Source organism: Pseudomonas sp. 28 E 9, from assembly GCF_900004785.1.
Taxonomy (GTDB): domain Bacteria; phylum Pseudomonadota; class Gammaproteobacteria; order Pseudomonadales; family Pseudomonadaceae; genus Aquipseudomonas; species Aquipseudomonas orientalis_A.
This window is the reverse complement of sequence record NZ_CVTK01000051.1, coordinates 1-26062: the sequence shown is the minus strand read 5'-3', so window position 1 is coordinate 26062 and position 26062 is coordinate 1. Positions and strand designations below refer to the sequence as shown.

Below are 26062 nucleotides of genomic sequence, written 5' to 3'. Positions count from 1 at the left end.
AAGAGCGTTTTGCTTACTTTTGCGCTTTTCAAAAGTGAGCCGCTGTAAAAGCGGAACCACTAGCAGCCGTTACCGCAGAAACGGATATGTACTCAACCCAATCCAGCATCCTGGTCGGCCCCGAGGCCGCCATCGGGGGCAAGCCCCCTCCCACATTTGGACCTCGGAGCGTCAGGTAGATACGCGTTAGCTCCCTCGCCACAGGTGCGGTGTCGCACCAAAATTGTGTAGATACCTATGCTCATCGGGGGCAAGCCCCCTCCCACATTTTGAGGCTCGGTGTGTCAGTTGATTTCGTAGCGTACCGACAGTGCACCCTTTTTTTCCGAGAGGGCCAGGATCGTTACCTGGCCCAGTTCGCTCAGTGCTTGAACATGCGTGCCACCGCACGCGTATGCCGGCAATTCACCGAAGCCGACTTCCCGGGTGCCTTCTTCCAGCGTCATGTGGCGTGGATAATCTGCGGCGATCCACTGGTTGACCAGTTGTTGAAGGACCTGCACATCCATCTCTTGTGCAGCTTCGCCGCGGATAAAAGTAATCTTGCCTTCACCCGGCCAATGATGGGCCTTGATCGGCATCCAGCCCAGGCGTTCGCCGGCATTGCCAATCAGGTGTCCCGCTGAGTGAAGGCGCGCGTGCATCGCGCGGCGTGGTGCATCGACCCGCGCCGTGATGGGGCCGGGTTCCAGGGGGTGATTGACGTAATGCACCACATGCGCGGCGTCCTGCGTGACGCGCAGCACCTGGCTGTCGCCCAGCCACCCGGTGTCACAGGGTTGGCCGCCGCCTTGGGGGTGGAAAATCGTCGACTGCAGGATCACCGCAAATTGCTCTTCGTGGGGTGTGCAGCTCAGCACTTCCAGCTCGGCTGTCAGGTGATCGTGGGTGAAAAACAGGCGCTCGGTCATCGTCTACATCCGCATCCAGGTGATGCCGACAGTATAAATAGTGCGCTGATAGGTGATAATCCATTCAAATATCAATGGACCTGTGCGTCATGAGCATCAATCTTCCGTTGCCGCTGCTGGGTGAAATGGCGATTTTCGTCAAGGTGGTCGAAACCGGCAGTTTCTCCGAAGCGGCGCGGCAACTGGGCGTTTCACCCTCGGCGGTGAGCCGCAGTATTTCGCGCCTGGAACAGGCACTGGCAACCCGCCTGTTGCAACGCACCACGCGCAAGCTGCGCCTTAGCGAGGGCGGCGAAGAGGTGTTCAAGCGGTGCCGCGAGATGGTCGGCGCGGCGCGTTCGGTAATGGAGATCAGCGGGCAATTTACCCATGAAGCCGAGGGCCTGGTGCGGGTCAGCGTGCCCAAGGCGGTGGGGCGATTTGTCGTGCATCCGCATATGCCGGCGTTCCTGCGGCGCTATCCCAAGGTGGATGTGCAACTGATCCTTGAGGATCGGCCTGTGGATCTGATCGACGACAATGTCGACCTGAGCATCCGCATCACCGACAGCCCGCCGCCCGGTCTGGTCGGGCGGCAGTTATTGCCGATCGAACATTTGCTCTGCGCGACGCCGCAGTACCTGGCCGAGCATGGCACGCCGAGCCATCCCCATGATCTGCTGGAGCACAGTTGCATCTATCTGGGCGAAACCCCCGGTGACTCACGCTGGAAGTTTCGTCAGGACGGCAAGGCGGTGACGGTCGGCGTGCGCGGGCGGTATGCGGCGAACCACACGGGCGTGCGGCTGGATGCGGTGTTGCAGCATGTAGGGATTGGCAGCTTGCCGTATTTCACGGCGCGGCACGCCTTGGAAGAAGGGCGGTTGGTGCAGGTATTACCGGCGTGGGATTTTATTGCGTCGTACCACGGCGAGGCGTGGTTGTTGCATTCGCCAACGCGCTACTTGCCGCCCAAGCTGCGCGTATTTATTGATTATCTGGTGGAGTGCATGGCGAAGGAGCCGACACTGCGCAGTCGGTAGAAATGGGTTAAACATGTGGGAGGGGGCTTGCCCCCGATGGCGGTGGTTCAGTCAAAAATGCGCCTACTGACACTCCCTCATCGGGGGCAAGCCCCCTCCCACACAAGCCCTGATAATCAGTGCTTGCTCTGGTCATCCTGCATGGCCAGCAGTTGCTTTTCCTGGTTCCAGTCGAACGGTTCATCGTTCAGCTCGGCTTCATAGCGACGTTCTTCAAGGGCCTGGTACAGGTCCAGTTCTTCGTCGGGCATGAAATGCAGGCAATCACCGCCAAAGAACCACAGCAGATCGCGCGGCACCAGGTGGGCGATCTGCGGGTAGCGCAGGATGACCTGGCTCATCAGGTCCTGGCCCAGGTACTGGCTTTCGATGGGATCGATGGGCAGCAGGGCGCGCAGTTCGTCGAAACGTTCCAGAAACAGCGAATGGCTTTCCTCGGGTACCTGTTCGGCTTCGCCGACGGCAACCAGGATGCTACGCAGGTGGTCGAGCAAGGCGAGATGATCGGCAACGACGTTGGACACGAGATAAGTCCTCTAAAGCAAAAACGGGCGCGAGAGTATATGCCTCTCGCGCCCGTTTTTATATGACCGCCGGTATCAGCGGACTTTACCCTCAGCCTGTATCAGCTCGTCCTTGCTGAAATCATCCACGTCGATCACCTTGCGACGCGCCGCTTCGGCGTCGCGCAGGGTTTGCGCTTCGGCCGGTTGCAGCACGCCGACGTGCAGCGCGGCGTCGATGGCGGACTCACCGGCAGTCGGTTTGACCTGCCCGCTCTTGAGCGCGGTGTGCAGTTTTTTCTGCAGGGGATGGCTGGCGCCGAGCAGGTCATAGGCATGTTGCAGCGCGCCCACCGGATCTTCCGCCGATTGTGGGCGATAGCAGCCCGCCAGCAACTCTTCCAGGGTCGGGTCGCCCTTGGCGCGGCCGATCACTGCAGCAACCTCGGCATCCAACGCATCGGATGGCCCGGTATGACGGCGCCCGAATGGGAACACGATCACCCGCAACAGGCAGCCCAGGATTTTATTCGGGAAGTTGCTCAGCAGTTGATCCAACGCACGCTCGGATTGGCCAAGGCTTTCCTCCATGGCCCAGGCGAACAGCGGTTCCAGGTGGTCCGGCGAATCCAGGTCGTGGTAGCGCTTGAGCGCCGCCGAGGCCAGGTACATGTGGCTCAGCACATCACCCAGGCGCGCCGACAGGCGTTCGCGGCGTTTCAACTCGCCGCCCAGCAGCATCATGCTCAGGTCCGCGAGCAGGGCGAACGCGGCGGCCTGGCGGTTCAGCGCGCGGAAATAACCCTGGCTCAGACGGTTGCCCGGGGCCTTTTCGAAGTGACCGATGCCCAGGTTCAACACCAATGTACTGGCGGCGTTGCTCACGGCGAAACCGATGTGTTGCATCAGCAGGGCATCGAACTCCTTCAACGCCTGGTCATGGTCTTCACGACCGGCCAGGGCCATTTCCTTGAGTACGAACGGATGGCAACGAATCGCACCCTGGCCGAAGATCATCAAGTTGCGCGAGAGGATATTCGCGCCTTCCACGGTGATGAAGATCGGCGCGCCTTGCCAGCTGCGGCCCAGGTAGTTGTTCGGGCCCATGATGATGCCCTTGCCGCCATGCACGTCCATGGCATGGCTGATGCACTCGCGGCCGCGTTCGGTGAGGTGGTACTTGAGGATCGCCGACAGCACCGAGGGTTTTTCGCCCAGGTCCACGGCATTGGCGGTGAGCATGCGGGCGCTGTCCATCAGCCAGGCGTTGCCGCCGATGCGTGCCAGGGCTTCCTGGATACCTTCGAAGGCTGACAACGGCACGTTGAACTGTTCACGCACCTGGGCGTATTGGCCGGTCACCAGGCTGGTGAACTTGGCGGCGCCGGTGCCCACCGCAGGCAGGGAGATTGAACGGCCCACGGACAGGCAGTTCATCAGCATCATCCAGCCCTTGCCGAGCATCTCCTGGCCACCGATGAGGAATTCCAGGGGAATGAAGACGTCCTTGCCCGAATTCGGCCCATTCATGAACGCGGCGCCCAGGGGCAGGTGACGGCGGCCGATTTCCACACCCGGGGTATCGGTAGGGATCAGCGCGAGACTGATGCCCAGGTCTTCCTCGTCGCCCAGCAGATGGTCCGGGTCATGGGCCTTGAATGCCAGGCCGAGCAAGGTCGCGACCGGGCCGAGGGTGATGTAGCGCTTTTCCCAGTTCAGGCGCAGGCCGAGGGTTTCCTTGCCTTCCCACTCACCTTTGCAGATGACGCCGGTGTCGGGCATGGCGCCCGCATCGGAGCCGGCCAGCGGGCCGGTCAGGGCGAAACACGGAATATCGTCGCCACGCGCCAGGCGCGGCAGGTAGTGGTTGCGTTGTTCGTCGGTGCCGTAGTGCAACAGCAACTCGGCGGGGCCCAGGGAATTGGGCACCATCACGGTGGACGCCAGGTCGCCGCTGCGGGTGGCCAGTTTCATCGCGACTTGCGAGTGGGCATAGGCAGAGAAGCCTTTACCGCCGTATTCCTTGGGGATGATCAGGGCGAAGAAACCATGAGTCTTGATGTGTTCCCAGGCAGCGGGGGGCAGGTCCATGGCCTGACCGATTTCCCAGTCGCTGACCATGGCGCAGAGCTCTTCGGTGGGGCCGTCGATGAACGCCTGTTCTTCTTCAGTCAATTGCACCTTGGGGTAGGCCAGCAATTTGTCCCAATCAGGACGCCCGCTGAACAGTTCGCCGTCCCACCACACGGTGCCCGCGTCGATCGCATCGCGCTCGGTCTCGGACATCGGCGGCAGGACTTGCTGGAACCAACTGAACAGCGGCTTGGTGAAGTATTGGCGGCGCAGGTCGGGCAGCAACAGCGGCAAGGCCACGACGGCGATCAGCACCCAGAAAATCAGCAGCAGCCAACCCGGCGCATGGCTCCAGGCGCCCATCGCCAACAGGTAGACGGCGACCACACCCAGGGCAGGCAGGGGCGCAGTGCGCCGGTGTGCCAGGTAGGCAATGCCGACCACCAGAACCAGTATCCACAACAACAGCATATTCAATCCTCCGTGAAACCAGGGCGAAACCACCAGGGAGCTTAGACGGCGTCCGGCCAAGCGGGGTGATCAGGGTGTTACAAGTTTGTACTGGGGACAGCCATCAGTGCGCTATATAGAGATGAGTACCGTTTCATCGCCAGCCTCTTCTTCAGTGACCGCCCGCTGGTGGTGGAGTTCGCCCCGAAACGTCGCGGAACCCATGGGGATTTATATGACCGGTCAGTCTTTGCCGTGCAATCGGTGAGACTGCGCGTTGCGCTGACTCAATGCCGGGCGCCATGCAGGATGATTCAAGGCGCGCCTGAACCGGCGTATGCTGCGGCGTCATCAAGCCATGTTCAACAACGATAAGGCGCGGTCATGCTGAAAATCTGGGGTCGTAAAAATTCATCAAACGTCAGGAAAGCACTGTGGTGCGCCGAGGAGCTCGGCCTGGACTATGAGGCAATTGATGCGGGCGGGGCGTTTGGTGTGGTCGACACCCCGCAATACCGGGCCTTGAACCCCAATGGCCGGGTGCCGATGATTGAAGATGGCGACTTTGTGTTGTGGGAATCCAATACCATCGTGCGCTACTTGTGCGCCAAGCATGCGTCGGAATTTTACCCCAGTGACCTGCAAATCCGGGCCGGCGCCGAGAAGTGGATGGACTGGACCACGTCGACGCTCGCCGATCCATTCAAGGCAGTGTTCTGGGGCATCCTGCGTACCGCCCCCGAAAAGCGCAACTGGGACGGTATCAACGCCGGGCGCCAAGCCTGCATCGATGCGCTCGACACCGTCGAACAAGCCCTCGCTGCGCAACCCTACCTTAGCGGCCAGGCGTTCGGCATGGGCGATATCCCACTGGGCTGTTTCATCTACGCCTGGTTTGAAATGCCCATCGAACGCCCGGCAATGCCCAACCTGGAAGCCTGGTACCAGCGCCTGCAACAACGTCCGGCCTACCGCAAAGCGGTCATGACCGCGTTGACCTGATACTCACTATTAATACGGGTGACTGTACTTGTGTGGCGCGGGCACGCACCATGCTCGCACCTCATCGCAGGTTGAACTACCTGCGGTGTGCCCTCATCTATTGTTTCTATTCTTTTCTTTGGTGCGTAATCAGATATGAGTTCCGCTCTGTCCATCCGGCAGCTAACCAAAACCTACGGCAACGGTTTCCAGGCCCTGAGTGGTATCGATCTGGACGTTGCCGAAGGTGACTTCTTCGCCTTGCTCGGCCCCAACGGTGCCGGCAAATCCACCACCATCGGCATCCTCTCGACCCTGGTCAACAAGACCAGCGGCACGGTGAATATCTTTGGCCATGACCTGGACAAATCCCCTGCGGCGCTCAAGCGCTCGATCGGCGTGGTGCCCCAGGAATTCAATTTCAACCAGTTTGAGAAGACCTTCGACATCGTCGTGACGCAGGCCGGCTACTACGGCATCCCGATGAAAGTCGCCAAGGAGCGCGCCGAACAGTACCTGACCCAATTGGGCCTGTGGGACAAGCGTGACGTGCCTTCGCGCTCGTTGTCCGGTGGCATGAAGCGCCGCCTGATGATCGCCCGCGCACTGGTGCATGAACCGCGCCTGCTGATCCTCGACGAACCCACTGCGGGTGTGGACATCGAGTTGCGTCGTTCGATGTGGACCTTTCTCACCGAGCTGAACGAGAAGGGCATCACCATCATCCTCACCACGCACTATCTCGAGGAAGCTGAACAGCTGTGCCGCAATATCGGCATCATCGACCATGGCACCATTGTCGAGAACACCAGCATGCGTAACCTGCTGGGCCAGTTGCATGTGGAAACCTTCCTGCTCGACCTGAAGAACAATCTGTCGGCGCCGCCGCAACTGTTGGGCTACCCAAGCCGTCTGGTGGACAGCCACACGCTTGAAGTCCAGGTGGACAAAGCCATGGGCATCACTGCGCTGTTCAGCCAACTGGCGACTCAGAACATCGAGGTAACGAGCCTGCGTAACAAAACCAATCGCCTTGAGGAGTTGTTCGTGTCCCTGGTGGAGAAAAATCTGGCGAAGGTGGCGGTATGAGTTCCGAACTGCAACCCAACCTCGTCGCGCTGCAGACCATCGTCTACCGCGAGGTGAAGCGCTTTACCCGAATCTGGCCGCAGACCCTGCTGCCACCGGCGATCACCATGGTCCTGTACTTTGTGATCTTCGGTAACTTGATCGGTCGGCAGATCGGTGACATGGGTGGCTTCACCTACATGGAGTACATCGTGCCCGGCCTGATCATGATGTCGGTGATCACCAACTCCTACGGCAACGTGGTGTCGAGTTTCTTTGGCAGCAAATTCCAGCGCTCCATCGAAGAACTGATGGTTTCACCGGTGTCGCCGCACACGATCCTGATCGGCTATACCTTGGGCGGCGTGCTGCGCGGCTTGATGGTGGGCGTGATCGTGACCTTGTTGTCGTTGTTCTTTACCCACCTGCAAGTGCATCACCTGGGAGTCACCATTCTGGTGGTGGTACTGACGGCGACGATCTTCTCGCTGCTCGGCTTCATCAACGCGGTATTTGCGCGCAACTTCGATGATATTTCGATCATCCCGACGTTCGTGCTCACGCCGCTGACCTACCTGGGCGGGGTGTTCTACTCCATCACGTTGCTGCCGCCGTTCTGGCAGACCGTGTCCCTGGCCAACCCGGTGCTGCACATGGTCAACGCCTTCCGCTACGGCATCCTGGGAGTGTCGGATATCAAGATCAGCGTGGCGATCACCTTCATGATCGTTGCCACCATCGTCTTGTACGTCGGATGCGCGCGGTTGCTGGTGAGCGGGCGTGGGATGCGTACCTAATACCGGTTAAAACGCGGTTAAAAATGTGGGAGGGGGCTTGCCCCCGATAGCGGTGTGTCAGTTGCAGATGAGCTAACTGACACACTGCCATCGGGGGCAAGCCCCCTCCCACATTTGCTTTGTGCAAGGCTTTAGTTTGTCAGTGCCAGGTCGATCAGGGCATGCAGCTCTTCGACGCTCAGGGGCTCTGTCGAGAACAGAATACGAAACACCGTGGGTGCCGCGAGCAGGTTGATCAGGTGGTCCACGCTGGGGGCTGCCTGCTCCGGGTAACGATCGACAATAACCTGTAGCTGCCCGCTCAAGATGCTCACGCAATACCCCGGCGTCAGGCTGCATTGCACGTCGCGCATCATGTTGCGCCCGGGCTCCGAACTCATTTCGTCCAGGTATTGCTCAGCCCAGGCCAGCAGGTCGCCGCGCAGGCTGCCGGTAGTGGCCGGCTCGGTGTCCGGGCGCATGCGTGCCAGGGCTACATCGGCCAGCACGGCGGAAAGGTCGCCCCAGCGACGGTATATGGTCGAGGGGGTGACGCCCGCGCGTGTCGCAATCATCGGTACGGTGATGGTGGCGCGTTCATGGGTCTGCAGCAGTTCGCGGACGGCCGAATGCACCGATTCTTGTACCCGGGCACTACGGCCCCCCGGGCGAAGGCCTTCTTTGATCGCCATGGATAAAACCTTAACACAAAGAATTTGCTTTAAGCGTCGACGGGTAGCACACTTCACAAAAGCAAAATATTAGCTTTAGCGGAGCGTGTCTATGTCCAGCAAGCCTACGTCCAGCAAGCCTATGCCCAGCAAGCCTATGCCCAGCAACCTGTCTCAACGGTCCAGCCTGACATTCCTGGTCATCACCGTATTGACCTTTCTCGCCGCCTCCAGCGCGCCGACGCCCTTGTATCAGGTGTATCAGGACAACCTGCATTTCTCCGCAGCTATGCTGACGCTGATCTTTGCCGTGTATGCCGTGAGCCTGCTGGCGGCGCTGCTGACGGTGGGCTCGCTGTCGGATTATGTCGGGCGCAAGCCGGTGATTTTCGTCGCGTTGGTCCTGAATATCGTGGCGATGCTGTTATTTATCAACGCCGACAGCACCGCGTACTTGATTGCCGCGCGGGCACTGCAAGGTTTCGCCACCGGGACGGCAACGGCAGTCCTGGGTGCGACGTTGCTTGACACCGACCGCCTGCGCGGGCCGATGCTCAACAGTCTCGCGCCGATGCTGGGGATGGCCAGTGGCGGCCTGGGCAGCGGTTTGCTGGTGGAATACGCACCGTGGCCGACCCAACTGATCTACTTCGCCCTGCTCGGATTGATGGTGCTTCAGGCGTTGTATGTCTGGCGCTTGCCGGAAACCGTCAGCCGCATTCCGGGGGCCTTGAAGTCCCTGGCGCCGACTCTGCATGTACCTAAGCAGGCACGCCGTGCCCTGGCCTTGGCCATGCCGCTGAATGTGGCGGTATGGGCGCTGGGAGGGTTCTTTTCATCCCTGGCGCCCTCGTTGGTGCGGGCCGCGACGGGGTCGACGTCGCACCTGATCGGCGGTGGCCTGGTGGCGGTGATCACCCTCAGTGGCGCGGTGATGATCTACAGCCTGCGCGAGCACCCTGCGGACAAGGTCATGCGGCTGTCGGCGGTACTGCTGGCGACCGGCGTGGCACTGTTGCTGGTGGCTGTGCAAAGTGCCAGCCTGTGGCTGTTCTTTGCGGCCAGTGTGGTTGCCGGCCTGGGTTTCGGCGGCGGGTTCATGGGCAGTGTGCGCAGCATCGTAGGGTTGGCGCTGCCTCACGAGCGAGCGGGGTTGATGTCGGCGTTCTATGTATTGAGTTACCTGGCGTTCTGCCTGCCGGCGCTGTTGGCCGGTAACCTGAGTCGCGAATTCGGTTTGATCGCGACCACGGATGCGTACGGCGCGCTGATTATTCTGCTCGCCGTAAGTGCCTTGGCCGGACTGTCATGGCAGCGCACGCCAGTGCAGAACATCTGTAAAACAGATAACTGTTAGAGATATTACCCGTTATATAGATATTCGATACGCTTCTATGATGGCTGCAACCTCATGCGAGGAAGAGGATTGCCATCATGACCTGCTCGACAAGCATCAGCTATAAACCCTTCAGCCACCTGACCCGTCCCCGGGAAGTGATTCGCCAGTTCACCCCGAACTGGTTTGCCGCGACCATGGGGACCGGCGTGCTGGCGCTGGCCCTGGCGCAACTGCCGGTCAATCTGCCCGGTTTGCATGCGGTCGCCGAAGGCCTGTGGATGTTCACCATCGGCCTGTTCGTCCTGTTCAGCGTGCTGTATGGCGCACGTTGGGTGATGTTTTTCCACGAGGCGCGGCGGATTTTCGGGCATTCCACAGTCTCGATGTTTTTCGGCACCATCCCCATGGGCCTGGCCACCATTCTGAATGGTTTGCTGCTGTTCGGCCTGCCGCGCTGGGGCAGTGCTGTGATTCCCCTGGCCGAAGCCCTGTGGTGGCTGGACGTGGCCATGGCGTTGGCCTGCGGTGTATTGATTCCGTTCATGATGTTCACCCGCCAGGAACACAGCATCGACCAGATGACTGCGGTGTGGTTGCTGCCGGTGGTGGCCGCCGAAGTCGCCGCCGCCAGCGGTGGCCTGCTGGCGCCACACCTGGCCGATGCCCATGGGCAACTGGTGATGCTGGTGACCAGTTACGTACTCTGGGCGTTCTCGCTGCCGGTTGCCTTCAGCATCCTGACCATCCTGATGCTGCGCATGGCCCTGCATAAACTGCCCCACGCCAATATGGCGGCATCGAGCTGGCTGGCGCTGGGCCCTATCGGCACCGGTGCCCTGGGCATGTTGCTGCTGGGCGGCGATGCGCCGGCGATCTTCGCCGCCAATGGCCTGCCGGGAGTTGGCGAAATGGCCAACGGGCTCGGCCTGGTGGCCGGCATCACCCTGTGGGGCTTCGGTTTTTGGTGGATGTTGATGGCGGTGTTGATCACCCTGCGTTACCTGCGCGCCGGTATTCCGTTCAACCTGGGCTGGTGGGGCTTTACCTTTCCGCTGGGGGTTTACGCGCTGGCCACGCTCAAGCTTGCCAGCCTGCTGCACCTGGGGTTCTTCAGCGTATTGGGCAGTGTGCTGGTGGTGGCTCTGGCGCTGATGTGGCTGATCGTGGCCACGCGCACGGTGCAGGGCGCCTACAAAGGCGAGCTTTTTGTTTCGCCATGCATTGCGGGGCTAGCGAATAAGTAAGCGGGATTAGGTAAAGTCTTGGCCTGACTAATAACAGGCCACGCAGGAACACGGACGATGAGCCACCCCTCACAATTCACCTTGCTGCGCACACGGCGTTTCCTGCCGTTTTTCATCACCCAGCTTTTGGGCGCCTTCAACGACAACATCTTCAAGCAATCGCTGATTCTGGCGATTCTCTACAAGCTCAGCATCGAAGGCGACCGTTCCATCTGGGTCAACCTGTGCGCCTTGCTGTTCATCCTGCCGTTCTTCCTGTTCTCGGCGCTGGCCGGGCAGTTCGGCGAGAAATTCAACAAGGACGCGCTGATCCGCGCGATCAAGCTCGGTGAAATTGTGATCATGGCCGTGGGCGCCACCGGTTTTCTCTTCAACCATCTGGAATTGATGCTGTTGGCACTGTTCGCCATGGGCACCCACTCGGCGCTGTTCGGCCCGGTGAAGTACTCGATCATGCCCCAGGCCCTGCACGACGATGAGTTGGTCGGCGGCAACGGCCTGGTGGAAATGGGCACGTTCCTGGCGATTCTTGCCGGTACCATCGGCGCGGGCATCATGATGTCGTCCACCCACTACGCGCCGGTAGTGGCCGTGGCGATTGTCGGCGTGGCGGTGCTGGGGTACCTGGCCAGCCGCAGCATTCCACGGGCGGCGGCCTCCACGCCGCAATTGCGCCTGGACTGGAATATCTTCACCCAATCCTGGGCCACGTTGCGCATGGGCCTGGGGCAGACCCCTGCGGTGTCGCGGTCCATCGTCGGCAATTCATGGTTCTGGTTCGTCGGCGCGATCTACCTGACGCAGATTCCGGCCTACGCCAAGGAATGGCTGTATGGCGATGAAACCGTCGTGACCCTGATCCTCACCGTGTTCTCGGTGGGGATCGCCCTGGGCTCGATGCTCTGCGAAAAACTCTCGGGACGTAAAGTGGAGATCGGCCTGGTGCCGTTCGGCTCGTTCGGCCTGACGGTGTTTGGCCTGCTGCTGTGGTGGCATTCCGGCGGCTTCCCCCAGAATATCCAGGCCAACGACTGGCTGGCGGTGCTCGGCTACGGGCAGGCCTGGTGGGTGTTGTTCGATATCCTCGGCCTGGGCGTGTTCGGCGGCTTTTACATTGTGCCGCTGTATGCGTTGATTCAGTCGCGCACCGCCGAAAACGAGCGTGCGCGCGTGATCGCGGCCAACAACATTCTCAATGCACTGTTCATGGTGGTGTCGGCCATCGTCTCGATCCTGCTGCTGAGCGTGGCCAAGCTGTCGATCCCCGAGTTGTTCCTGGTGGTGTCGCTGCTCAACATCGCGGTCAATACCTACATCTTCAAGATCGTGCCCGAGTTCACCATGCGCTTCATGATCTGGCTGCTCAGCCATTCCATGTACCGCGTCGAGCACCGCAACCTGGAGCGGATTCCGGATGAAGGCGCGGCCTTGCTCGTTTGCAACCATGTGTCGTTTGTCGATGCGCTGCTGATTGGTGGCGCAGTGCGTCGGCCGATTCGTTTTGTCATGTACTACAAAATCTACCGCTTGCCGGTGCTCAACTTTATCTTCCGCACCGCCGGGGCGATTCCGATTGCCGGGCGTCACGAAGATATCCAGATCTACGAAAAGGCCTTCGCGCGGATTGCCGAGTACCTGAGGGAAGGCGAGCTGGTGTGCATCTTCCCGGAAGGCAAGTTGACCGGCGATGGCCAGATGAATGAGTTTCGCGGTGGCGTGACGCGCATTCTGGAAGAAACGCCGGTGCCGGTGATTCCGCTGGCGTTGCAGGGGCTGTGGGGCAGTTTTTTCAGTCGCGATCCGAACAAGGGGTTCTTTCATCGGATCTGGTCGCGGGTGGTGCTGGTGGCGGGGGAGCCTGTGCGGGTAGAGGAGGCGACACCTGCGCAGTTGCAGGCTGTGGTCGGTGTTCTGCGGGGGAGTGTCAGGTAGTTCTGTGCTGGGGGGACTGGCCTCATCGGGGGCAAGCCCCCTCCCACATTTTGAATGCGTTCACAAAGCAAAAGGTGGGAGGGGGCTTGCCCCCGATGGCGGTAGCGGCCTAAGCGCTGATCTTGAGCCCAATCAGCCCGCAAATGATCAACGCCACGCTGGCCAACCGAAACAACGCCATGGACTCCCCAAACAGAATAATCCCGGCGATCACCGTGCCCACCGCACCCACGCCGGTCCATACGGCGTAGGCCGTGCCCAGCGGCAGTTCCTTCACCGCCAGCCCCAGCAGGCCAAGGCTGATGGCCATGGCGGCGACAGTGAGTACGGTGGGTAGCGGCTTGCTGAAGCCATCGGTGTACTTCAGGCCGACGGCCCAGCCGACTTCAAACAATCCGGCGAAAAACAGAATGATCCAGGACATGATGACCTCGCTTCTTCAGGCGGGGTCGTCCCCGGAGTCAACGCGCATTGGCGTCGCGGGGTCGTCCCCGCGAGGTGCCAAGAGTGCCGAATATGGGCCGGTCGATCAAGTGTGCGGGGTATTCTCCAGCGCGCGGCGATCTTCCTTCTCGCTCATGCGTCGAAAGTAAGTCGAGAGCAACGCCCCGGAAATATTGTGCCAGACGCTGAACAGCGCACTGGGCACCGCCGCCAGTGGCGAGAAGTGCGCACTGGCCAACGCGGCGCCGAGCCCGGAGTTCTGCATGCCCACTTCCAGCGCCAACGACTTGCGTTGCGCCAATGGCAACTTGAACAGGCGCCCGGTGAAGTAGCCGAGCAGGTAGCCGAAGCTGTTGTGCAGCATCACCACGGCCATGATCAACAGGCCCGACTCGGCAATCTTCGCCTGACTGGCGGCGACCACGGCGGCGACGATGATCACGATGCTGACCACCGAGACCAGCGGCAGCACATCGACCGCATGACGAACCCGATCACCCAGCAAGCGTTGCGCGAGTACGCCGAGCACGATCGGCAGCAGCACCACTTGCAGGATCGACCAGAACAGCTCCATGAACGACACCGGCAGCCAGGCCGAGGCCAGCAGCCAGATCAGCGCCGGGGTGAGCAGCGGGGCGAGGAGGGTGGTGACGGCGGCGATCGCCACCGACAGTGCCAGGTCGCCACGGGCCAGCCAGGTCATTACGTTGGATGAAGTACCGCTTGGGCAGCAGCCCACCAGGATCACACCTACGGCAATTTCCGGCGGCAGGTGAAAGACCTGGCACAACAACCACGCCACGCCGGGCATGATCACAAAATGCGCGACCACGCCCAGGGCGACGCGCCACGGATGGCGGGCGACCTCGGCGAAGTCTTCGAGTTTCAAGGTCAGGCCCATGCCGAACATCACCAGGCCCAGCAGTGGGACGATGGCGCTTTTCAGGCCGAGGAACCAGCTGGGTTGGAGAAATGCGACGACGGCAAAGATCAACACCCAGTAGGCGAAGGTATTGCCGACGAAGCGGCTCAAGGCGGCGAGTGCGCGCATGGAAGGTGTCCTTTCTTGTTCGATTTTTGAATTGGCAATGCAATCAAATGTGGGAGGGGGCTTGCCCCCGATGGCGGTGTATCAGCTAATGGATTTTTGCCTGATACACCGCTATCGGGAGCAAGCCCCCTCCCACATTTTGACTTTCACATGGCTCAGATGCCTTGTGGGGTCTCTTCACCGCCGAGTGCTTCGATCAACGCCGGCAGGAATTCGCCGAAGGTCAGCATCATCAGGGTAAAGCTGGCGTCCAGTTGGCCCAGGGCTTCGTCGCCGCCGTCCTGTTCGGCCTGGTCCTGCAGCAAGTCTTCGAACTTCAGGCGCTTGACGGTCATCTTGTCGTCGAGCATGAAGGACAGCTTGTCCTGCCAGGCCAGGGACAATTGGGTCACGACTTTGCCGGTGGTCAGGTGCAGCTGGATTTCTTCGCCGGTCAGGTCCTGGCGCTTGCAGCGCACGATCCCGCCGTCTTCGTGGGTGTCGCGCAGTTCGCATTCGTCGAGCACGAAGAAGTCGGCCGCCGGTTTCTGGGTGGTGACCCAATCGGTCATGATCGCCGTCGGTGCGGTTTTTACGGTCAGTGGGCGCACCGGCAGGGTGCCGATCACTTCGCGCAGGGTGGAGAGCAAGTCTTCCGCGCGTTTCGGGCTGGCCGAGTTCACCAGGATCAGACCCTGTTTCGGCGCGACGGCGGCGAAGGTCGACGAGCGACGAATAAAGGCGCGTGGCAGGAAGGCCTGGATGATTTCATCCTTGATCTGGTCGCGTTCCTTTTTATAGACCTTGCGCATTTGCTCGGCCTCGATCTCCTCGACCTTCTCTTTAACCGCGTCGCGTACCACGCTGCCCGGCAGGATGCGTTCTTCCTTGCGCGCGGCGATCAGCAGGAAATCCCCGCTGACGTGGACCAGGGGAGCGTCTTCACCTTTACCAAAGGGTGCAACGAAACCGTAAGTGGTCAGTTCCTGGCTTGCACACGGGCGCGCCAGTTTGGTGGCCATGGCCGCTTCCAACGCCTCGGCATCAACAGGCAGATCTTGGGTCAGGCGATAGATAAGCAGGTTCTTGAACCACATGGGGTGAGTCTCTCCTCTATACAAAGGGGGGCATTATTCTCTTGATCACGCCGCAGGCCAACCCTGCGTAAGCCATTGGAAGGGCTGAAAAAAAAGATTTAAGAAAGTGCTTGCCAGACCTGGGAGCGCTCCGTAGAATGCGCGCCACACCGAAACGAAGGGTGATTAGCTCAGCTGGGAGAGCATCTGCCTTACAAGCAGAGGGTCGGCGGTTCGATCCCGTCATCACCCACCATTCGCTTCATGTGTTACGCGCAGCGGTAGTTCAGTCGGTTAGAATACCGGCCTGTCACGCCGGGGGTCGCGGGTTCGAGTCCCGTCCGCTGCGCCATATTCGGTAACCTGGAATGCTGAACGCCAGGTCACCACGGAAAGCCCGCTCATTGAGCGGGCTTTTTATTGCCCGCAATATGGCAAAAAATCGTGCGGTAAATTTTTTTAAATAAAGTGCATTTAAATCAAGACATTACGGTTTTTTGGTGTATGATGCGCCCACACCGAAACGAAGGGTGATTAGCTCAGCTGGGAGAGCATCTGCCTTACAAGCAGAGGGTCGGCGGTTCGATCCCGTCATCACCCACCATTCGCTTCACGTGTTACGCGCAGCGGTAGTTCAGTCGGTTAGAATACCGGCCTGTCACGCCGGGGGTCGCGGGTTCGAGTCCCGTCCGCTGCGCCATATTCGACAACCTGGAACACTGAACGCCAGGTCGCCACAAGAAGCCCGCTCATTGAGCGGGCTTTTTTTCGTCTGCACCATTGTGCTGCAATTGCATCTCCAGCCACGGTTTCCAGTCAGACAATCAAGTTGCGCCGCCAGAGCAGCAGCGAATGCTGCTCTGGCGTGACGCAGCTCAACCGATTTGACTCGCCGACTCCACCGCCGTTTCAGGCTTCCTGCTACGTGTCAGCTGATAAGCAATGGCCAGCCATATGAACCATCCGGGCATGACCATCAAGGCAACGCGGGTGTCAGGTCTCAATGCCAGCAGGCATAGAACGAAACCCATGAACGCCAGTGAGAGCACTGCCATTGGGACGCCGCCCGGCATCTTGTAGGCAGATTTAGCGTGAAGCTCAGGGCGCTTTTTGCGATAGGCAATGTAGGACGCGAGGATGGTCGACCAGGTGAATATCACCAGAATCGCTGACACCGTGGAAACGATGGTGAATGCGGTCATGACCTCCGGAACGATGAACAGCACAAGTACACCCACCAGCATCAATAATGTCGTGAAGGCCAGGCTCAGCAGAGGCACGCTATTGCCCGATAGCCGCCGAAAAATACCCGGAGCATTGTCTTGATTGGCCAGCCCGAACAGCATACGGCTGGATGAGAATACGCCACTGTTGGCCGAGGAAGCGGCGGATGTCAGAACCACGAAGTTAACGATGCCGGCTGCTGCGGGGAAGCCTGCGACGAGGAACAGTTCGACAAAAGGACTTTTCACAGGTGAAACCTGTTGCCAGGACGTCACGGCAATAATGCAGCCCAATGCCAACACGTAGAACAGGATGATTCGCAGCGGAATCGAGTTGATTGCCTTGGGTAGGGTCTTCTCCGGAGATCGTGTTTCTGCCGCTGCGGTGCCGATCAGTTCGGTGCCGGCAAAGGAGAATATCGCCATCTGGAAACCGGCGAAAAAACCCAGCAAGCCATTCGGGAACGCAGCCTGCTTATCCACCAGGTGACCTAGGGACGCGGTAACGCCACTGGGGGATACGAACGAGCTGGCAATCATCACGATGCTGACGCCAATAAGCGTCACGACGGCGATGATCTTGATGATCGCGAACCAGAATTCGACCTCACCGAAAAGCCTGACCGTCAGCACGTTCAAGGCAAACAGGGTCGCCAGCATCCCGATAGCCGGTATCCAGGCAGGCAGTTGGGGGAACCAGTACTGGAAAAAGCCGCCCACGACAACGGCATCGCCGATCACTGCAACGCTCCAGCTCAGCCAATACGACCAACCGAGAAAAAATGCGGCGCGAGGCCCCAGGTAGGCGCCGGCGAAATCCGCAAAGGTCTTGAAATTCAAATTGGACAGCAGCATTTCGCCCATGGCGCGCATGACGAAATAAACGAACAGGCCGATGATCATATAGATGAGGATGATCGAGGTGCCGGAGAGGGCGATGATTTTTCCGGAGCCCATGAACAAACCCGTGCCAATGGCTCCGCCCATGGCCATTAACTGGATGTGACGATTGCTGAGCGTGCGCTGCAGCGCAGGCTGCTCAGCCCGCTCTGGTGAATTCGATTTCATTTCAAAACCTCTTGATCTTATGTTTTTGAGTTTTGGCAGAAAAATGGGTATCCAGCGCCACTGTCAGGATGCAATGGCGGGTGACGGTGTTGTTTTATTTGGGCAGTGACGGCCCGCTGCAGATGCCTTGGGGCGTCACTCGCAGGTCAACTGGCCGTGCGCAGAGGGGCGGCTTTGGTGGGTTGCTGATCAAGCATCTGGAACAGGTTTTTTATATTTTCAGGCGTGGGTACCAGGTGGATCTGCCGGCCGACTTGATGTTCGTGCGCCATCACCTGCAGGTAGCGAAGCGATGAGAAATCCTCGAGGGCAAAGCCCACTGAATCGAATACCGTCACCTGTTCATTATTCTCGCGTCCCTGGACGTCGCCTTGCGCAATCCGGAAAAACTCGATGACGGGTGAGTCGGCCTCCAGTTGCTGAATATCACCTTCAATCCGCGTTTGAGGTTCAAACTCCACGATGACCCGAGCGTTGCGCAGGATGGCGGCGTGCAGTTCGGTCTTGCCCGGGCAGTCGCCGCCGACGGCATTGATATGCATACCGGGCTCAATCATCTCGGGCGTCAGGATCGTCGCGTAGGCCTTGTCGGCGGTAACGGTGGTGACAATGTGCGCGCCCTTGACCGCCTCCTGTATGGAGTCGGCGTGAATCACTTTGATCGTCGGGAAAGCCTCCAGGTTGCGCAGCAGCTTGAGTGAGGCGTCGCGATCAATATCGAAGATGCGAATTTCATTGATGCCCAGCATTTCATGGAAGGCAAGCGCCTGAAACTCGCTCTGAGCACCATTGCCAATGAGCGCCATTGAGGTTGCGCCTGGACGGGCAAGCGTACGCGCGACCAGTGCCGAGGTTGCCGCGGTGCGCACTGCAGTGGTCAGTGTCAGCTCGCTGAGCAGGGTTGGATAGCCACTGTGGACATCGGCCAGCAGACCGAATGCCATCACCGTCAGCAGGTTCTGCTGACCATTGTCCGGGTGGCCATTCACGTACTTGAAGGAGTACTGCTTGCCATCGTCAGTAGGCATCAGCTCGATCACACCATTTGCGGAGTGATTGGCCGTGCGCGGCGACTTGTCAAACTGCGCCCAGCGTAAATAGTCTGCTTCGATGTAGGTGGCCATCTCACGGATTGCCCGGCGGATACCAATCTTGGCGAACAGGCGTGCGGCATCATCGACATCCAGGAAGAGCGTCATTTTTTATTCTCCAATCTATCCAGTTACGCGTTGTAGAGTCAGGGGGATCAGGCGCGTTTGCTCTCGAAGCCATGCAGTACGTTCACCGCATTGATGCCGATTTCATCGACCATGTAGCCGCCTTCCATCACGAAGAGGGTGGGGCAACCCACACTCGCTATCAGCTCGCCGATCCCGATGAAGTCCTCGCTTTCCAAAAGGAAGTGACTGATCGGGTCGTCCTTGAAAGTGTCGACGCCCAGTGAGATCACCAGTACTTCCGGCGCGAACTGCTGAAGTTTTCCGCAGGCATGAAGCAGGGCGTCGCGGTAGCGTTCCCACGCGGTGTTTTTCGGCAATGGATAGTTGAGGTTGAACCCTTCGCCGTGGCCGGCGCCGATTTCATCGCTGAACCCCGAATAGTAGGGATAGGACACGGCCGGTTCGCCGTGCAGCGAGATGAACATCACGTCATTGCGCGGGTAAAAAATGTTCTGGGTACCGTTGCCGTGATGGAAATCGACGTCGAGTACCGCGACACGTTTGGCGCCCTGAGTGATTGCCTGCTGTGCAGCAATGGCCGCATTGTTGAGATAGCAGTAGCCCCCCATATATTCACGCGCCGCGTGATGGCCCGGCGGACGACACAGGGCAAAGGCGCTGTCGTGGCCTTCGTCGATAAGTGCCAGCCCCGTCAGGGCGATATCGGCACTGGTCTTGACGGCCTGCCAGGTCGTGGCGGTGATTGGCGAGCCGGCATCCATTGCGAAGAAACCGAGTTTGCCGTCAATGAACGTCGGCACTTGATCGTTGGCCAAGTCACGTACAGGCCATACCAGTGGCAGGGCGTCATGGGTGCGTCCTGTGGCGCACCACTGCGACCAGGCGCTTTCCAGGAAGCTCACATAGCGTTCGCTGTGGGCGTTGACGTAACACGAGCGGTCAAACACGCGCGGTTCGACTATCCGGCCAAGGCCTGTTTGCTTGACACGGTTGTAAACGGTGTCGGCCCGACTGGGCTGCTCAAACGACGGCTTGAGCACGCCATCCTTCAACTCGGTGCCATGGTGCAGACGGTGGGAATCACTGAAAACTGTAAACATTCTGCGCATCCGTTAATGTGAGCCAGTGCAAGTATTCTGTTCTGGTCGGGACGCGATTTCTTTGCTTTGTCTTCGTGCTTAAGGATATTTATCGGGCGATTTAACTCAGGAACAGCGTAATGAAGAAAAACATATCCAGGCGCATCAGCCTCGACGAGACCGATCTGGCCATTCTTGAGTTGTTGCAGGAGGACGCGAGCATTTCCAATGCCGAACTCAGTGAGCGGCTTTCATTGAGCCTCACGCCTTGCTGGCGACGGCGCAAGAGAATGGAAGAGGCGGGCGTGATCAAGGGTTATCAGGCAACGCTGGATCGAAGAATGCTCGGGCTGGATATCATGGCATTCGTGCACATCCGCTTTTCCACCCATGCCGATCATGCGCCGGACGCCTTCGAGGCAGTGATTGCGCAATTGCCGCAAGTATTGGCCTGCCACAAAATCACCGGAGACGCCGATTACGTGCTTCAAGTGTTGGCAGAGGATCTCGACAGCTATAGCGACTTTATCGAGCAAGTGCTGAGGCGCCAGGTCGGTATTGCGTCTATTCAGTCGAGTCTGGCGTTGCGTGAAATCAAGACCGGTAGTCGCATTGCCATACCCAAATTGAGCAAGGGTTAATCGGGATGGGCACCGCACTACGCTCGGTGTGCAGTAGAGCAATCGGGGAAATTGAAGGCAAAGGCAGCGTTCGGTTCGCGTCACATTGCAGCGGGAGGGGCGTCATGCAGCACCTGGATCACTTGTCCCTGCACTTGTTCATTCCGGTCTGTGATGAGGGCACGATTGCACGTGCCGGCGAGCGGCCATTCATTAGCCGATCGCCTGGGTCACCAGCGCAAATTCGGTGACCCCGGCGCTTGATTGGGGCGGTATCCCCCGCACCATGCGTGGCGCGTTATCCACGCATGGCAGCCCGAGGTTCTCCAGCCAGTCGGCCAACCCGCATGCGCTGGGAATATCGAAGCGCACGAACGCGCGCGGGATCAACCGAAGAAGGTGAGTGATCAAGTGTCGGGCCTGCTCCGGGTGTTGCGCGACGACGGGGCCAATGAGGTGGCCGCGACCAAATTCGCGGAGCATGGCGCACCCCTGCAGGTGCCCCTCTACCTCGATGCCCACCACATGCTCGGCCGTCGGCAGCAGGTCGTTGAGTACGCCGGTGCGGTCCAGCCCGCTGCCGGCGTTGGCCAGTTCGATCACCTTCGGGTAGTCGACTCGGTTCAATACGCGACATTGCCCGTGGCGGCTCGCGGGCAGGGGCTCCGGCGTCTGCGGCACGCCCTGATGTTGCTGAGTCCGTGCAAATTCAACGAATCCCATGCTGGTGTACAGCGGCGCGCCTGACTCGGTGGCATTGAGGATCGGCGTGCGTGGGCCCACGGCGTCCAGGCACAGATTCATCAAGCGCCGTCCGATGCCTTTGCTCCGGTGCTGATGACTGACGATCACCAGGCCGATGGACGAATAAGCCCCCTGATGACAGGCGAATGCGATGCCTGCCAAGACACCGTCCTGTTCGGCGACGAAGCCTTCGGAGATACGCTGCACCATCGCCCAGTCTTCCTCGCGATGAGGCCATTCAAGGTGCACGGAGAGTGCATGGGCGGCGGGCAGGTCGGCGGCGGTTGCCGGGCGATACAGGTAAGCGGGACTCACATCGGTTTCCTCTGCTGGCATGCAGGCACTGCGCCTACGGCGCGTTGCGACTGTGGCGATAATCGCTGACCGCTTCGTACACCGCCTTGCGCAGGCGGTTGATGCCGCCGATGGGGCGGTGTTCTGCCACGCCGAACCAGGGGTTGAATGACTGGTTGTCGCAGGCGAGATTCAGCGCGGGCGTGTCGAAGTCCTGCGCCGGGACCCGCACCCTGGCCACGGTTTCAAAAGGTGCGTCGCTTTCCTTCCATTCGATGCTGGTGTCTTCGATGGGCATGAATGTCTGCGGGTTCTGTCGCTGGATCTGCAACACGAAGCATGCCGGCACGCGGTCGGTGGACAGTTGTTGATTGAGCGCGCTGCGCAGGAAGTTCGGCAGGTCCTGGTTCTGTTTGGGCAATGTGTATTCAGGACAGCTTTGCGGGTCGGGGGCGACGCGGAACTTGGCGTTGGCCGCACCGAACTTGTAGGGCGAAACCGAAAAGTAGGTGGTCTGCGTCGGGCTGGCCGGGGCAGGGGCGAGGGTGGCCAGGGCGATGAACAGGTGGCGTATCTGCCAGGTGCGCGGGTCGGCCTTGGGGAAGAACGCCAGCACTTTTTTGCCATCCGCCTGGGCACCGATGTTCTGCGCATATTCGGCCACATCGCTGACAAAGAAGTTCGGGTGGCTGAACATCACGAAGTCCTGCTCGGTGCGCGTTTGCTGATCGGCCATCAGCTGTTTGCCGGGGACGTCCAGCAGCTTGATGGCCATGCCGCGGGCATCGCGGATGCTGTCGAATTGCGGGTAGGCATTGCCGTTGGACAGCCGCATCATCGCCTGCCAGGTTTTACCCGGCGTTGCGAACACGCCCTGGCGCAGCGCCGGATCGAGGTCGGCGAGCACGCTGACTTCGGCCTTCACACAACCATGGGCCTTGGCATGGGCATCGCGCAGGTAGCGCGTGCCCTCGCGGTGCTGGTCGACGATGCGCACGGCGGTCTGGATGATGCCCTGGGTCATGGCGGCTTCACCGGGCGGAATCTGTTCGTCCGGCGACACCGGGCCGCTGTGCTGCCAGGCGTACCACGCGCTGGCGCCGAGCCAACCGAGCAGGCCGAGACCCACCAGCCACAGCAGGGTTTTGCCGAGAAACCCGCCAATGCGCAGCCAGAGGCGGGCGAGCAGGGAGGGGCGGTCATAGGGGGATCGAATCATCATGGCAGTTGTTGCTCCAGCGGGCTGCCCAGCACTTTGAGGTATTCCAGCAGCGCCCAGCGTTCCTGTGGCAGCAAGCCACGGCCGATGACGCCGTTGCCACGCTGGCCGGCACGGAATTCGTGGCCGCTGTTGTGGTTGCCGGTGATTTTGGTATCGAACACAAAGGCATTCTTGAACGCGTCGGTCTCAAAGCCGAGATGGCGCGGATCATAGTTGAAGGTGCCTTTATAGAAGGTGGTGCTGCGCTCGTCCTGGGGCGAGAGCAACTGGTAGATCGTCGGCACCGAACCGTTATGCAGGAACGGCGGCGTTGCCCAGACGCCAGCCAGTGGCCGCGCTTTGTAGGCGCGCAACTCGCGCACACCGATGGGCAGGCCGTACCCGTCCAGGCGCGGGCGTTCGGCCGGGGTCACGCCGGCGGCGCGGTAGGCGTGGTCCTCGACGAACGCGGTGACGTAGGCCAGGCCCTTGGCCACGGACATCTTTTTCAGGTCCAGTGGTTCGGTGGGCGTGGGGTGCAGTTGGACGTTGAGCCCGGCCAGCTCCGCCGGGTCCCATTGCAGCGCACTCAGGTCGTAGCGCTGGTCGGCGATGTTGTTGGCGGTGCCGGGGTCGGTGCCGATGTAGTCCACCGGCAGCATCTTCAGTTGCTGCACCGGCCGGCCGCCTTCTTGCGTGACGGTGGGCACGTGACAGCCGGCGCAGTTCTCGGCGAACAATGCGCGGCCCTGGGCGGCAAGGGGCTTGTCGATGGCGCCGAACAGGTCTTCGGGCCAGGTGGGTGGCTTGAGACGTTGCAAGGTCTCTTCGATCAGGTTCAGGTCGCGCACGCGTACGCTGGAAGGGTAGCGCGCATCGCCCTGCAGGGGCTGGCCGGCGCTGTCGAAGAAGTCCAGGGTCGCGCCGACGCCGAGGGCTTCACCGATGTTGCGGGCCATGGGCTGCTGGGCCGAACCGTTCCATTGCACCCAGTCGAAGGTCCATATATCCCACAATTGCGGGTAGTCCACCGGCGCGTTGGCGATGCGATAGTTTTGCGGGGAAATGGCATCGCCAAAGCTGGCATTGGCGATGCGGCCGAAGGCGTCGGTGCGGCCCGGTCCTTCTTCGGTGGGGTAGAGGCCACGGTGGGTATCGTTCCAGGCAACCTTGAGGAAGCGGTTCAGCGACTGCTTGAAGTCCTGGCGCAGTTGGCTGTGTTCGGCGTCGTAGCGCTCCCCCAGGACCTGGCGGGCGAAGCGCTCGAATTTCCACGGGTTGTAATAAGTCGCCGCAAGGCTGGCGACCAGCGCCTGGCCGAAGCTGCCGCCGCGCAGGGTCGGCACGCTCGACGGCAGCACATGCTGGGCGGAGCCGCCGTCGATACGCAGGGCCTGGCCCTTGAAGTGCAGCTCGCCGGTGTGGCAAGCGGCGCAGGTGATATCCAGGTATTCAACGTTGCTGCCCGCATTTTTATGCCGGGCGAAACCCACCGGCAGATTGCCGGGGTTTTGCGCGCTGGGCGCTTGCCGCGGGTCCACCAGGAAGCCGAAGCGGGCCAGGTACTCCGGCGAGGCAAAACGGCGCTCGGAAAAGGGCAGCTCCAGCGCGGTGAACCAGTCGTAGTGCAGGCCTTTGACCTGGGTGCCCTGGGGCGTGAAGTAATAGGTCTGGCGGTCGGCGGCACTCCATTGGTCCTGATAGTGCACCTGCTCAACGGGCACGTAGTCCGGCAGCCTGGGGTTGATCGTGTAATAGAGCACCACGGCCAGAATCAGGCCCAGTGCCAGGAGGATCAGGAGTAAGACACGGGTGAAAATGCGCAAGTTAACTATCCTTGTCGGTTGTTCGCGTTGTTATGCCACTACGCCAAGGGGGCGGCAAGTGGCCATGAGTCTGGAGTGACAGGTCCCACGATCCGTCGCGGACCTGCATCATGAATGAAATTGCTTTTAAACACGTGAACTTATCAGACGTTTCCTGCTCACATGCCGGTAGCCATTGGTCGTGGCCGCCTGATAAGCTCGCGACTTTATTCGAATGCCCTTTTGGCGCATGAACAAGGAAATAGCATGAAACAGCATCGGTTGGCGGCGGCGGTGGCCCTGGTTAGCCTGGTACTTGCGGGTTGTGATTCGCAGACCAGCGTAGAGCTGAAAACCCCGGCGCAGAAAGCTTCCTACGGCATCGGCCTGAACATGGGCAAGAGCCTTGCTCAAGAAGGCATGGATGACCTGGACTCCAAAGCGGTAGCCCAAGGCATTGAAGACGCTGTCGGCAAGAAAGAACAGAAGCTCAAGGACGACGAACTGGTTGAAGCGTTTGCCGCGCTGCAAAAGCGCGCTGAAGAACGCATGACCAAAATGAGCGAAGAGTCGGCAGCGGCCGGCAAGAAATTCCTCGAAGACAACGCCAAGAAAGACGGCGTGGTCACCACTGCTTCCGGTCTGCAGTACAAGATCGTGAAGAAAGCCGACGGCGCCCAGCCCAAGCCTACCGACGTAGTGACTGTTCACTACACCGGCAAGCTCACCAACGGCACTACCTTTGACAGCTCCGTGGACCGTGGCAGCCCGATTGACCTGCCGGTCAGCGGTGTGATCCCGGGTTGGGTCGAAGGCCTGCAACTGATGCACGTTGGCGAGAAGGTCGAGTTGTACATTCCGTCCGACCTGGCTTACGGCGCCCAGAGCCCGAGCCCGGCGATTCCAGCCAATTCCGTGCTGGTATTTGACCTGGAGCTGCTGGCCATCAAGGACCCAGCCAAGGCTGACGCGGCTGACGCACCTGCTGCACCTGCCGCCAAGAAGTAATCGGCGCTGCAAATAACGACAACGCCCCGTTTCGACGGGGCGTTGTTGTTTTCGCCGACGGGTATTTACCTGGCTCCCTGCGATCAAACTGTGGGAGAGGGCTTGCTCCCGATGGCGGCCTCGGGGCCGACCAGGCTGTTGAGTCGATCCCGGTCCAAATGTGGGAGGGGCTTGCCCCCGATGACGGCCTCAGGGCCGATCAGGATGTTGAGTCGATCCCGGTCCAAATGTGGGAGGGGGCTTGCCCCCGATGGCGGCCTCTGGGCCGACCAGGATGCTGGATTGGACCGAGTACATATCCGTTTCTGCGGTCATGGCT

22 protein-coding genes and 4 tRNA genes are annotated in these 26062 nt (G+C 60.2%); 13 read left to right on the top strand and 13 right to left on the bottom strand.

Annotated elements, in window-relative coordinates:
* Window positions 1-284: 284 nt before the first annotated feature.
* Window positions 285-911 (bottom strand): hypothetical protein, encoded by a 627-nt coding sequence (locus BFQ00_RS18555; protein ID WP_065888194.1) that lies wholly within the window; start codon window positions 909-911, stop codon window positions 285-287.
* Window positions 912-1000: 89 nt separating this feature from the next.
* Here BFQ00_RS18555 and BFQ00_RS18550 point away from each other — a divergent pair, with 89 nt between their 5' ends.
* Window positions 1001-1933 carry a LysR family transcriptional regulator gene (locus tag BFQ00_RS18550; protein ID WP_065888195.1) on the top strand — a complete coding sequence of 311 codons (933 nt, stop codon included), beginning with the start codon at window positions 1001-1003 and terminating at the stop codon, window positions 1931-1933.
* Window positions 1934-2049: 116 nt separating this feature from the next.
* Here the strand turns inward: BFQ00_RS18550 and BFQ00_RS18545 are convergent, their stop codons facing one another.
* Both BFQ00_RS18545 and BFQ00_RS18540 read right to left on the bottom strand, forming a co-directional pair.
* On the bottom strand, window positions 2050-2457 hold the full coding sequence (locus BFQ00_RS18545; RefSeq protein ID WP_065934343.1) for a PA2817 family protein: 408 nt from the start codon (window positions 2455-2457) through the stop codon (window positions 2050-2052).
* A 75-nt stretch (window positions 2458-2532) separates the two neighbouring features.
* Window positions 2533-4980, bottom strand: coding sequence for an acyl-CoA dehydrogenase (locus BFQ00_RS18540; RefSeq protein ID WP_065934342.1), 2448 nt, complete (start codon window positions 4978-4980; stop codon window positions 2533-2535).
* A gap of 363 nt (window positions 4981-5343) precedes the next feature.
* Here BFQ00_RS18540 and BFQ00_RS18535 point away from each other — a divergent pair, with 363 nt between their 5' ends.
* The 3 genes from BFQ00_RS18535 (at window position 5344) to BFQ00_RS18525 (ending at window position 7805) form a co-directional block, all read left to right on the top strand.
* Window positions 5344-5961 (top strand): glutathione S-transferase family protein, encoded by a 618-nt coding sequence (locus BFQ00_RS18535; RefSeq protein WP_065934341.1) that lies wholly within the window; start codon window positions 5344-5346, stop codon window positions 5959-5961.
* Window positions 5962-6096: 135 nt separating this feature from the next.
* Window positions 6097-7029, top strand: coding sequence for an ABC transporter ATP-binding protein (locus BFQ00_RS18530; protein ID WP_065893681.1), 933 nt, complete (start codon window positions 6097-6099; stop codon window positions 7027-7029).
* A complete protein-coding gene (locus tag BFQ00_RS18525; protein ID WP_065888200.1) occupies window positions 7026-7805 on the top strand; it encodes an ABC transporter permease in 780 nt (259 codons plus the stop codon). Before BFQ00_RS18530 ends, BFQ00_RS18525 begins: the two co-directional genes overlap by 4 nt.
* Window positions 7806-7936: 131 nt before the next feature.
* Here BFQ00_RS18525 and BFQ00_RS18520 read toward each other — a convergent pair whose 3' ends face one another.
* A complete protein-coding gene (locus BFQ00_RS18520; RefSeq protein WP_065934340.1) occupies window positions 7937-8476 on the bottom strand; it encodes a TetR/AcrR family transcriptional regulator in 540 nt (179 codons plus the stop codon).
* A gap of 136 nt (window positions 8477-8612) precedes the next feature.
* Between BFQ00_RS18520 and BFQ00_RS18515 the strand changes: the two genes are divergently transcribed.
* The 3 genes from BFQ00_RS18515 (at window position 8613) to BFQ00_RS18505 (ending at window position 12970) form a co-directional block, all read left to right on the top strand.
* The gene (locus tag BFQ00_RS18515; protein ID WP_065934417.1) at window positions 8613-9812 is read left to right on the top strand and encodes an MFS transporter; all 1200 of its coding nucleotides are present in this window, start codon (window positions 8613-8615) and stop codon (window positions 9810-9812) included.
* 77 nt (window positions 9813-9889) lie between these two features.
* A complete protein-coding gene (locus BFQ00_RS18510) occupies window positions 9890-11038 on the top strand; it encodes a TDT family transporter (RefSeq protein WP_065934339.1) in 1149 nt (382 codons plus the stop codon).
* 57 nt (window positions 11039-11095) lie between these two features.
* Entirely contained in the window at window positions 11096-12970 is a 1875-nt protein-coding gene (locus BFQ00_RS18505) for an MFS transporter (protein ID WP_065888203.1), read from the top strand.
* A gap of 109 nt (window positions 12971-13079) precedes the next feature.
* Here the strand turns inward: BFQ00_RS18505 and sugE are convergent, their stop codons facing one another.
* From sugE to rdgC, 3 genes are all read right to left on the bottom strand, one after another.
* On the bottom strand, window positions 13080-13394 hold the full coding sequence (gene sugE / locus BFQ00_RS18500) for a quaternary ammonium compound efflux SMR transporter SugE (RefSeq protein WP_065888204.1): 315 nt from the start codon (window positions 13392-13394) through the stop codon (window positions 13080-13082).
* A gap of 105 nt (window positions 13395-13499) precedes the next feature.
* Window positions 13500-14465: a bile acid:sodium symporter family protein gene (locus BFQ00_RS18495; protein WP_065888205.1), complete on the bottom strand. Its 966-nt coding sequence runs from the start codon at window positions 14463-14465 to the stop codon at window positions 13500-13502.
* A gap of 155 nt (window positions 14466-14620) precedes the next feature.
* Complete coding sequence (gene rdgC / locus BFQ00_RS18490) at window positions 14621-15541, bottom strand: recombination-associated protein RdgC (RefSeq protein ID WP_065888206.1); 921 nt, start codon at window positions 15539-15541, stop codon at window positions 14621-14623.
* A 159-nt stretch (window positions 15542-15700) separates the two neighbouring features.
* On the opposite strand from rdgC, the gene BFQ00_RS18485 reads away from it, so the two are divergent.
* From BFQ00_RS18485 to BFQ00_RS18470, 4 genes are all read left to right on the top strand, one after another.
* Window positions 15701-15776, top strand: a tRNA-Val gene (locus tag BFQ00_RS18485).
* A gap of 19 nt (window positions 15777-15795) precedes the next feature.
* Window positions 15796-15872, top strand: a tRNA-Asp gene (locus BFQ00_RS18480).
* 176 nt (window positions 15873-16048) lie between these two features.
* A tRNA-Val gene (locus BFQ00_RS18475) sits at window positions 16049-16124 on the top strand.
* Window positions 16125-16143: 19 nt separating this feature from the next.
* A tRNA-Asp gene (locus BFQ00_RS18470) sits at window positions 16144-16220 on the top strand.
* 175 nt (window positions 16221-16395) lie between these two features.
* Here the strand turns inward: BFQ00_RS18470 and BFQ00_RS18465 are convergent.
* The 3 genes from BFQ00_RS18465 to BFQ00_RS18455 all read right to left on the bottom strand — a co-directional run bounded on the left by BFQ00_RS18465 (window position 16396) and on the right by BFQ00_RS18455 (window position 20092).
* A complete protein-coding gene (locus tag BFQ00_RS18465; protein ID WP_065934338.1) occupies window positions 16396-17811 on the bottom strand; it encodes an amino acid permease in 1416 nt (471 codons plus the stop codon).
* A 146-nt stretch (window positions 17812-17957) separates the two neighbouring features.
* Window positions 17958-19010 (bottom strand): ornithine cyclodeaminase, encoded by a 1053-nt coding sequence (locus BFQ00_RS18460; RefSeq protein WP_065934337.1) that lies wholly within the window; start codon window positions 19008-19010, stop codon window positions 17958-17960.
* A 47-nt stretch (window positions 19011-19057) separates the two neighbouring features.
* Window positions 19058-20092, bottom strand: coding sequence for a histone deacetylase family protein (locus tag BFQ00_RS18455; protein ID WP_065888209.1), 1035 nt, complete (start codon window positions 20090-20092; stop codon window positions 19058-19060).
* Between the two features lie 119 nt (window positions 20093-20211).
* Here BFQ00_RS18455 and BFQ00_RS18450 point away from each other — a divergent pair, with 119 nt between their 5' ends.
* Window positions 20212-20712: an Lrp/AsnC family transcriptional regulator gene (locus BFQ00_RS18450; protein ID WP_065888210.1), complete on the top strand. Its 501-nt coding sequence runs from the start codon at window positions 20212-20214 to the stop codon at window positions 20710-20712.
* 192 nt (window positions 20713-20904) lie between these two features.
* Here BFQ00_RS18450 and BFQ00_RS18445 read toward each other — a convergent pair whose 3' ends face one another.
* The 3 genes from BFQ00_RS18445 to BFQ00_RS18435 are packed head-to-tail and all read right to left on the bottom strand — an operon-like array spanning window position 20905 to window position 24756.
* Window positions 20905-21771: a GNAT family N-acetyltransferase gene (locus BFQ00_RS18445; protein WP_065934336.1), complete on the bottom strand. Its 867-nt coding sequence runs from the start codon at window positions 21769-21771 to the stop codon at window positions 20905-20907.
* Between the two features lie 13 nt (window positions 21772-21784).
* Window positions 21785-22951 (bottom strand): catalase family protein, encoded by a 1167-nt coding sequence (locus BFQ00_RS18440; protein ID WP_065934335.1) that lies wholly within the window; start codon window positions 22949-22951, stop codon window positions 21785-21787.
* Window positions 22948-24756 (bottom strand): di-heme-cytochrome C peroxidase, encoded by a 1809-nt coding sequence (locus BFQ00_RS18435; protein ID WP_065888213.1) that lies wholly within the window; start codon window positions 24754-24756, stop codon window positions 22948-22950. Before BFQ00_RS18435 ends, BFQ00_RS18440 begins: the two co-directional genes overlap by 4 nt.
* A gap of 246 nt (window positions 24757-25002) precedes the next feature.
* Between BFQ00_RS18435 and BFQ00_RS18430 the strand changes: the two genes are divergently transcribed.
* Window positions 25003-25743, top strand: coding sequence for an FKBP-type peptidyl-prolyl cis-trans isomerase (locus BFQ00_RS18430; RefSeq protein ID WP_065934334.1), 741 nt, complete (start codon window positions 25003-25005; stop codon window positions 25741-25743).
* Window positions 25744-26062 lie beyond the last annotated feature (319 nt).

Bases quoted from the DNA above. Each gene is read 5' to 3' on its own strand.
- BFQ00_RS18450 (WP_065888210.1), top strand. From the start codon at position 20,212: ATGAAGAAAAACATATCCAGGCGCATCAGCCTCGACGAGACCGATCTG.
- BFQ00_RS18535 (WP_065934341.1), top strand. From the start codon at position 5,344: ATGCTGAAAATCTGGGGTCGTAAAAATTCATCAAACGTCAGGAAAGCA.
- BFQ00_RS18445 (WP_065934336.1), bottom strand. From the start codon at position 21,771: ATGCCAGCAGAGGAAACCGATGTGAGTCCCGCTTACCTGTATCGCCCG.
- BFQ00_RS18540 (WP_065934342.1), bottom strand. From the start codon at position 4,980: ATGCTGTTGTTGTGGATACTGGTTCTGGTGGTCGGCATTGCCTACCTG.
- BFQ00_RS18555 (WP_065888194.1), bottom strand. From the start codon at position 911: ATGACCGAGCGCCTGTTTTTCACCCACGATCACCTGACAGCCGAGCTG.
- BFQ00_RS18525 (WP_065888200.1), top strand. From the start codon at position 7,026: ATGAGTTCCGAACTGCAACCCAACCTCGTCGCGCTGCAGACCATCGTC.
- BFQ00_RS18515 (WP_065934417.1), top strand. From the start codon at position 8,613: ATGCCCAGCAACCTGTCTCAACGGTCCAGCCTGACATTCCTGGTCATC.
- BFQ00_RS18510 (WP_065934339.1), top strand. From the start codon at position 9,890: ATGACCTGCTCGACAAGCATCAGCTATAAACCCTTCAGCCACCTGACC.
- BFQ00_RS18440 (WP_065934335.1), bottom strand. From the start codon at position 22,951: ATGATGATTCGATCCCCCTATGACCGCCCCTCCCTGCTCGCCCGCCTC.
- BFQ00_RS18455 (WP_065888209.1), bottom strand. From the start codon at position 20,092: ATGTTTACAGTTTTCAGTGATTCCCACCGTCTGCACCATGGCACCGAG.
- BFQ00_RS18465 (WP_065934338.1), bottom strand. From the start codon at position 17,811: ATGAAATCGAATTCACCAGAGCGGGCTGAGCAGCCTGCGCTGCAGCGC.
- sugE (WP_065888204.1), bottom strand. From the start codon at position 13,394: ATGTCCTGGATCATTCTGTTTTTCGCCGGATTGTTTGAAGTCGGCTGG.
- rdgC (WP_065888206.1), bottom strand. From the start codon at position 15,541: ATGTGGTTCAAGAACCTGCTTATCTATCGCCTGACCCAAGATCTGCCT.
- BFQ00_RS18495 (WP_065888205.1), bottom strand. From the start codon at position 14,465: ATGCGCGCACTCGCCGCCTTGAGCCGCTTCGTCGGCAATACCTTCGCC.
- BFQ00_RS18460 (WP_065934337.1), bottom strand. From the start codon at position 19,010: ATGACGCTCTTCCTGGATGTCGATGATGCCGCACGCCTGTTCGCCAAG.
- BFQ00_RS18550 (WP_065888195.1), top strand. From the start codon at position 1,001: ATGAGCATCAATCTTCCGTTGCCGCTGCTGGGTGAAATGGCGATTTTC.
- BFQ00_RS18520 (WP_065934340.1), bottom strand. From the start codon at position 8,476: ATGGCGATCAAAGAAGGCCTTCGCCCGGGGGGCCGTAGTGCCCGGGTA.
- BFQ00_RS18430 (WP_065934334.1), top strand. From the start codon at position 25,003: ATGAAACAGCATCGGTTGGCGGCGGCGGTGGCCCTGGTTAGCCTGGTA.
- BFQ00_RS18505 (WP_065888203.1), top strand. From the start codon at position 11,096: ATGAGCCACCCCTCACAATTCACCTTGCTGCGCACACGGCGTTTCCTG.
- BFQ00_RS18530 (WP_065893681.1), top strand. From the start codon at position 6,097: ATGAGTTCCGCTCTGTCCATCCGGCAGCTAACCAAAACCTACGGCAAC.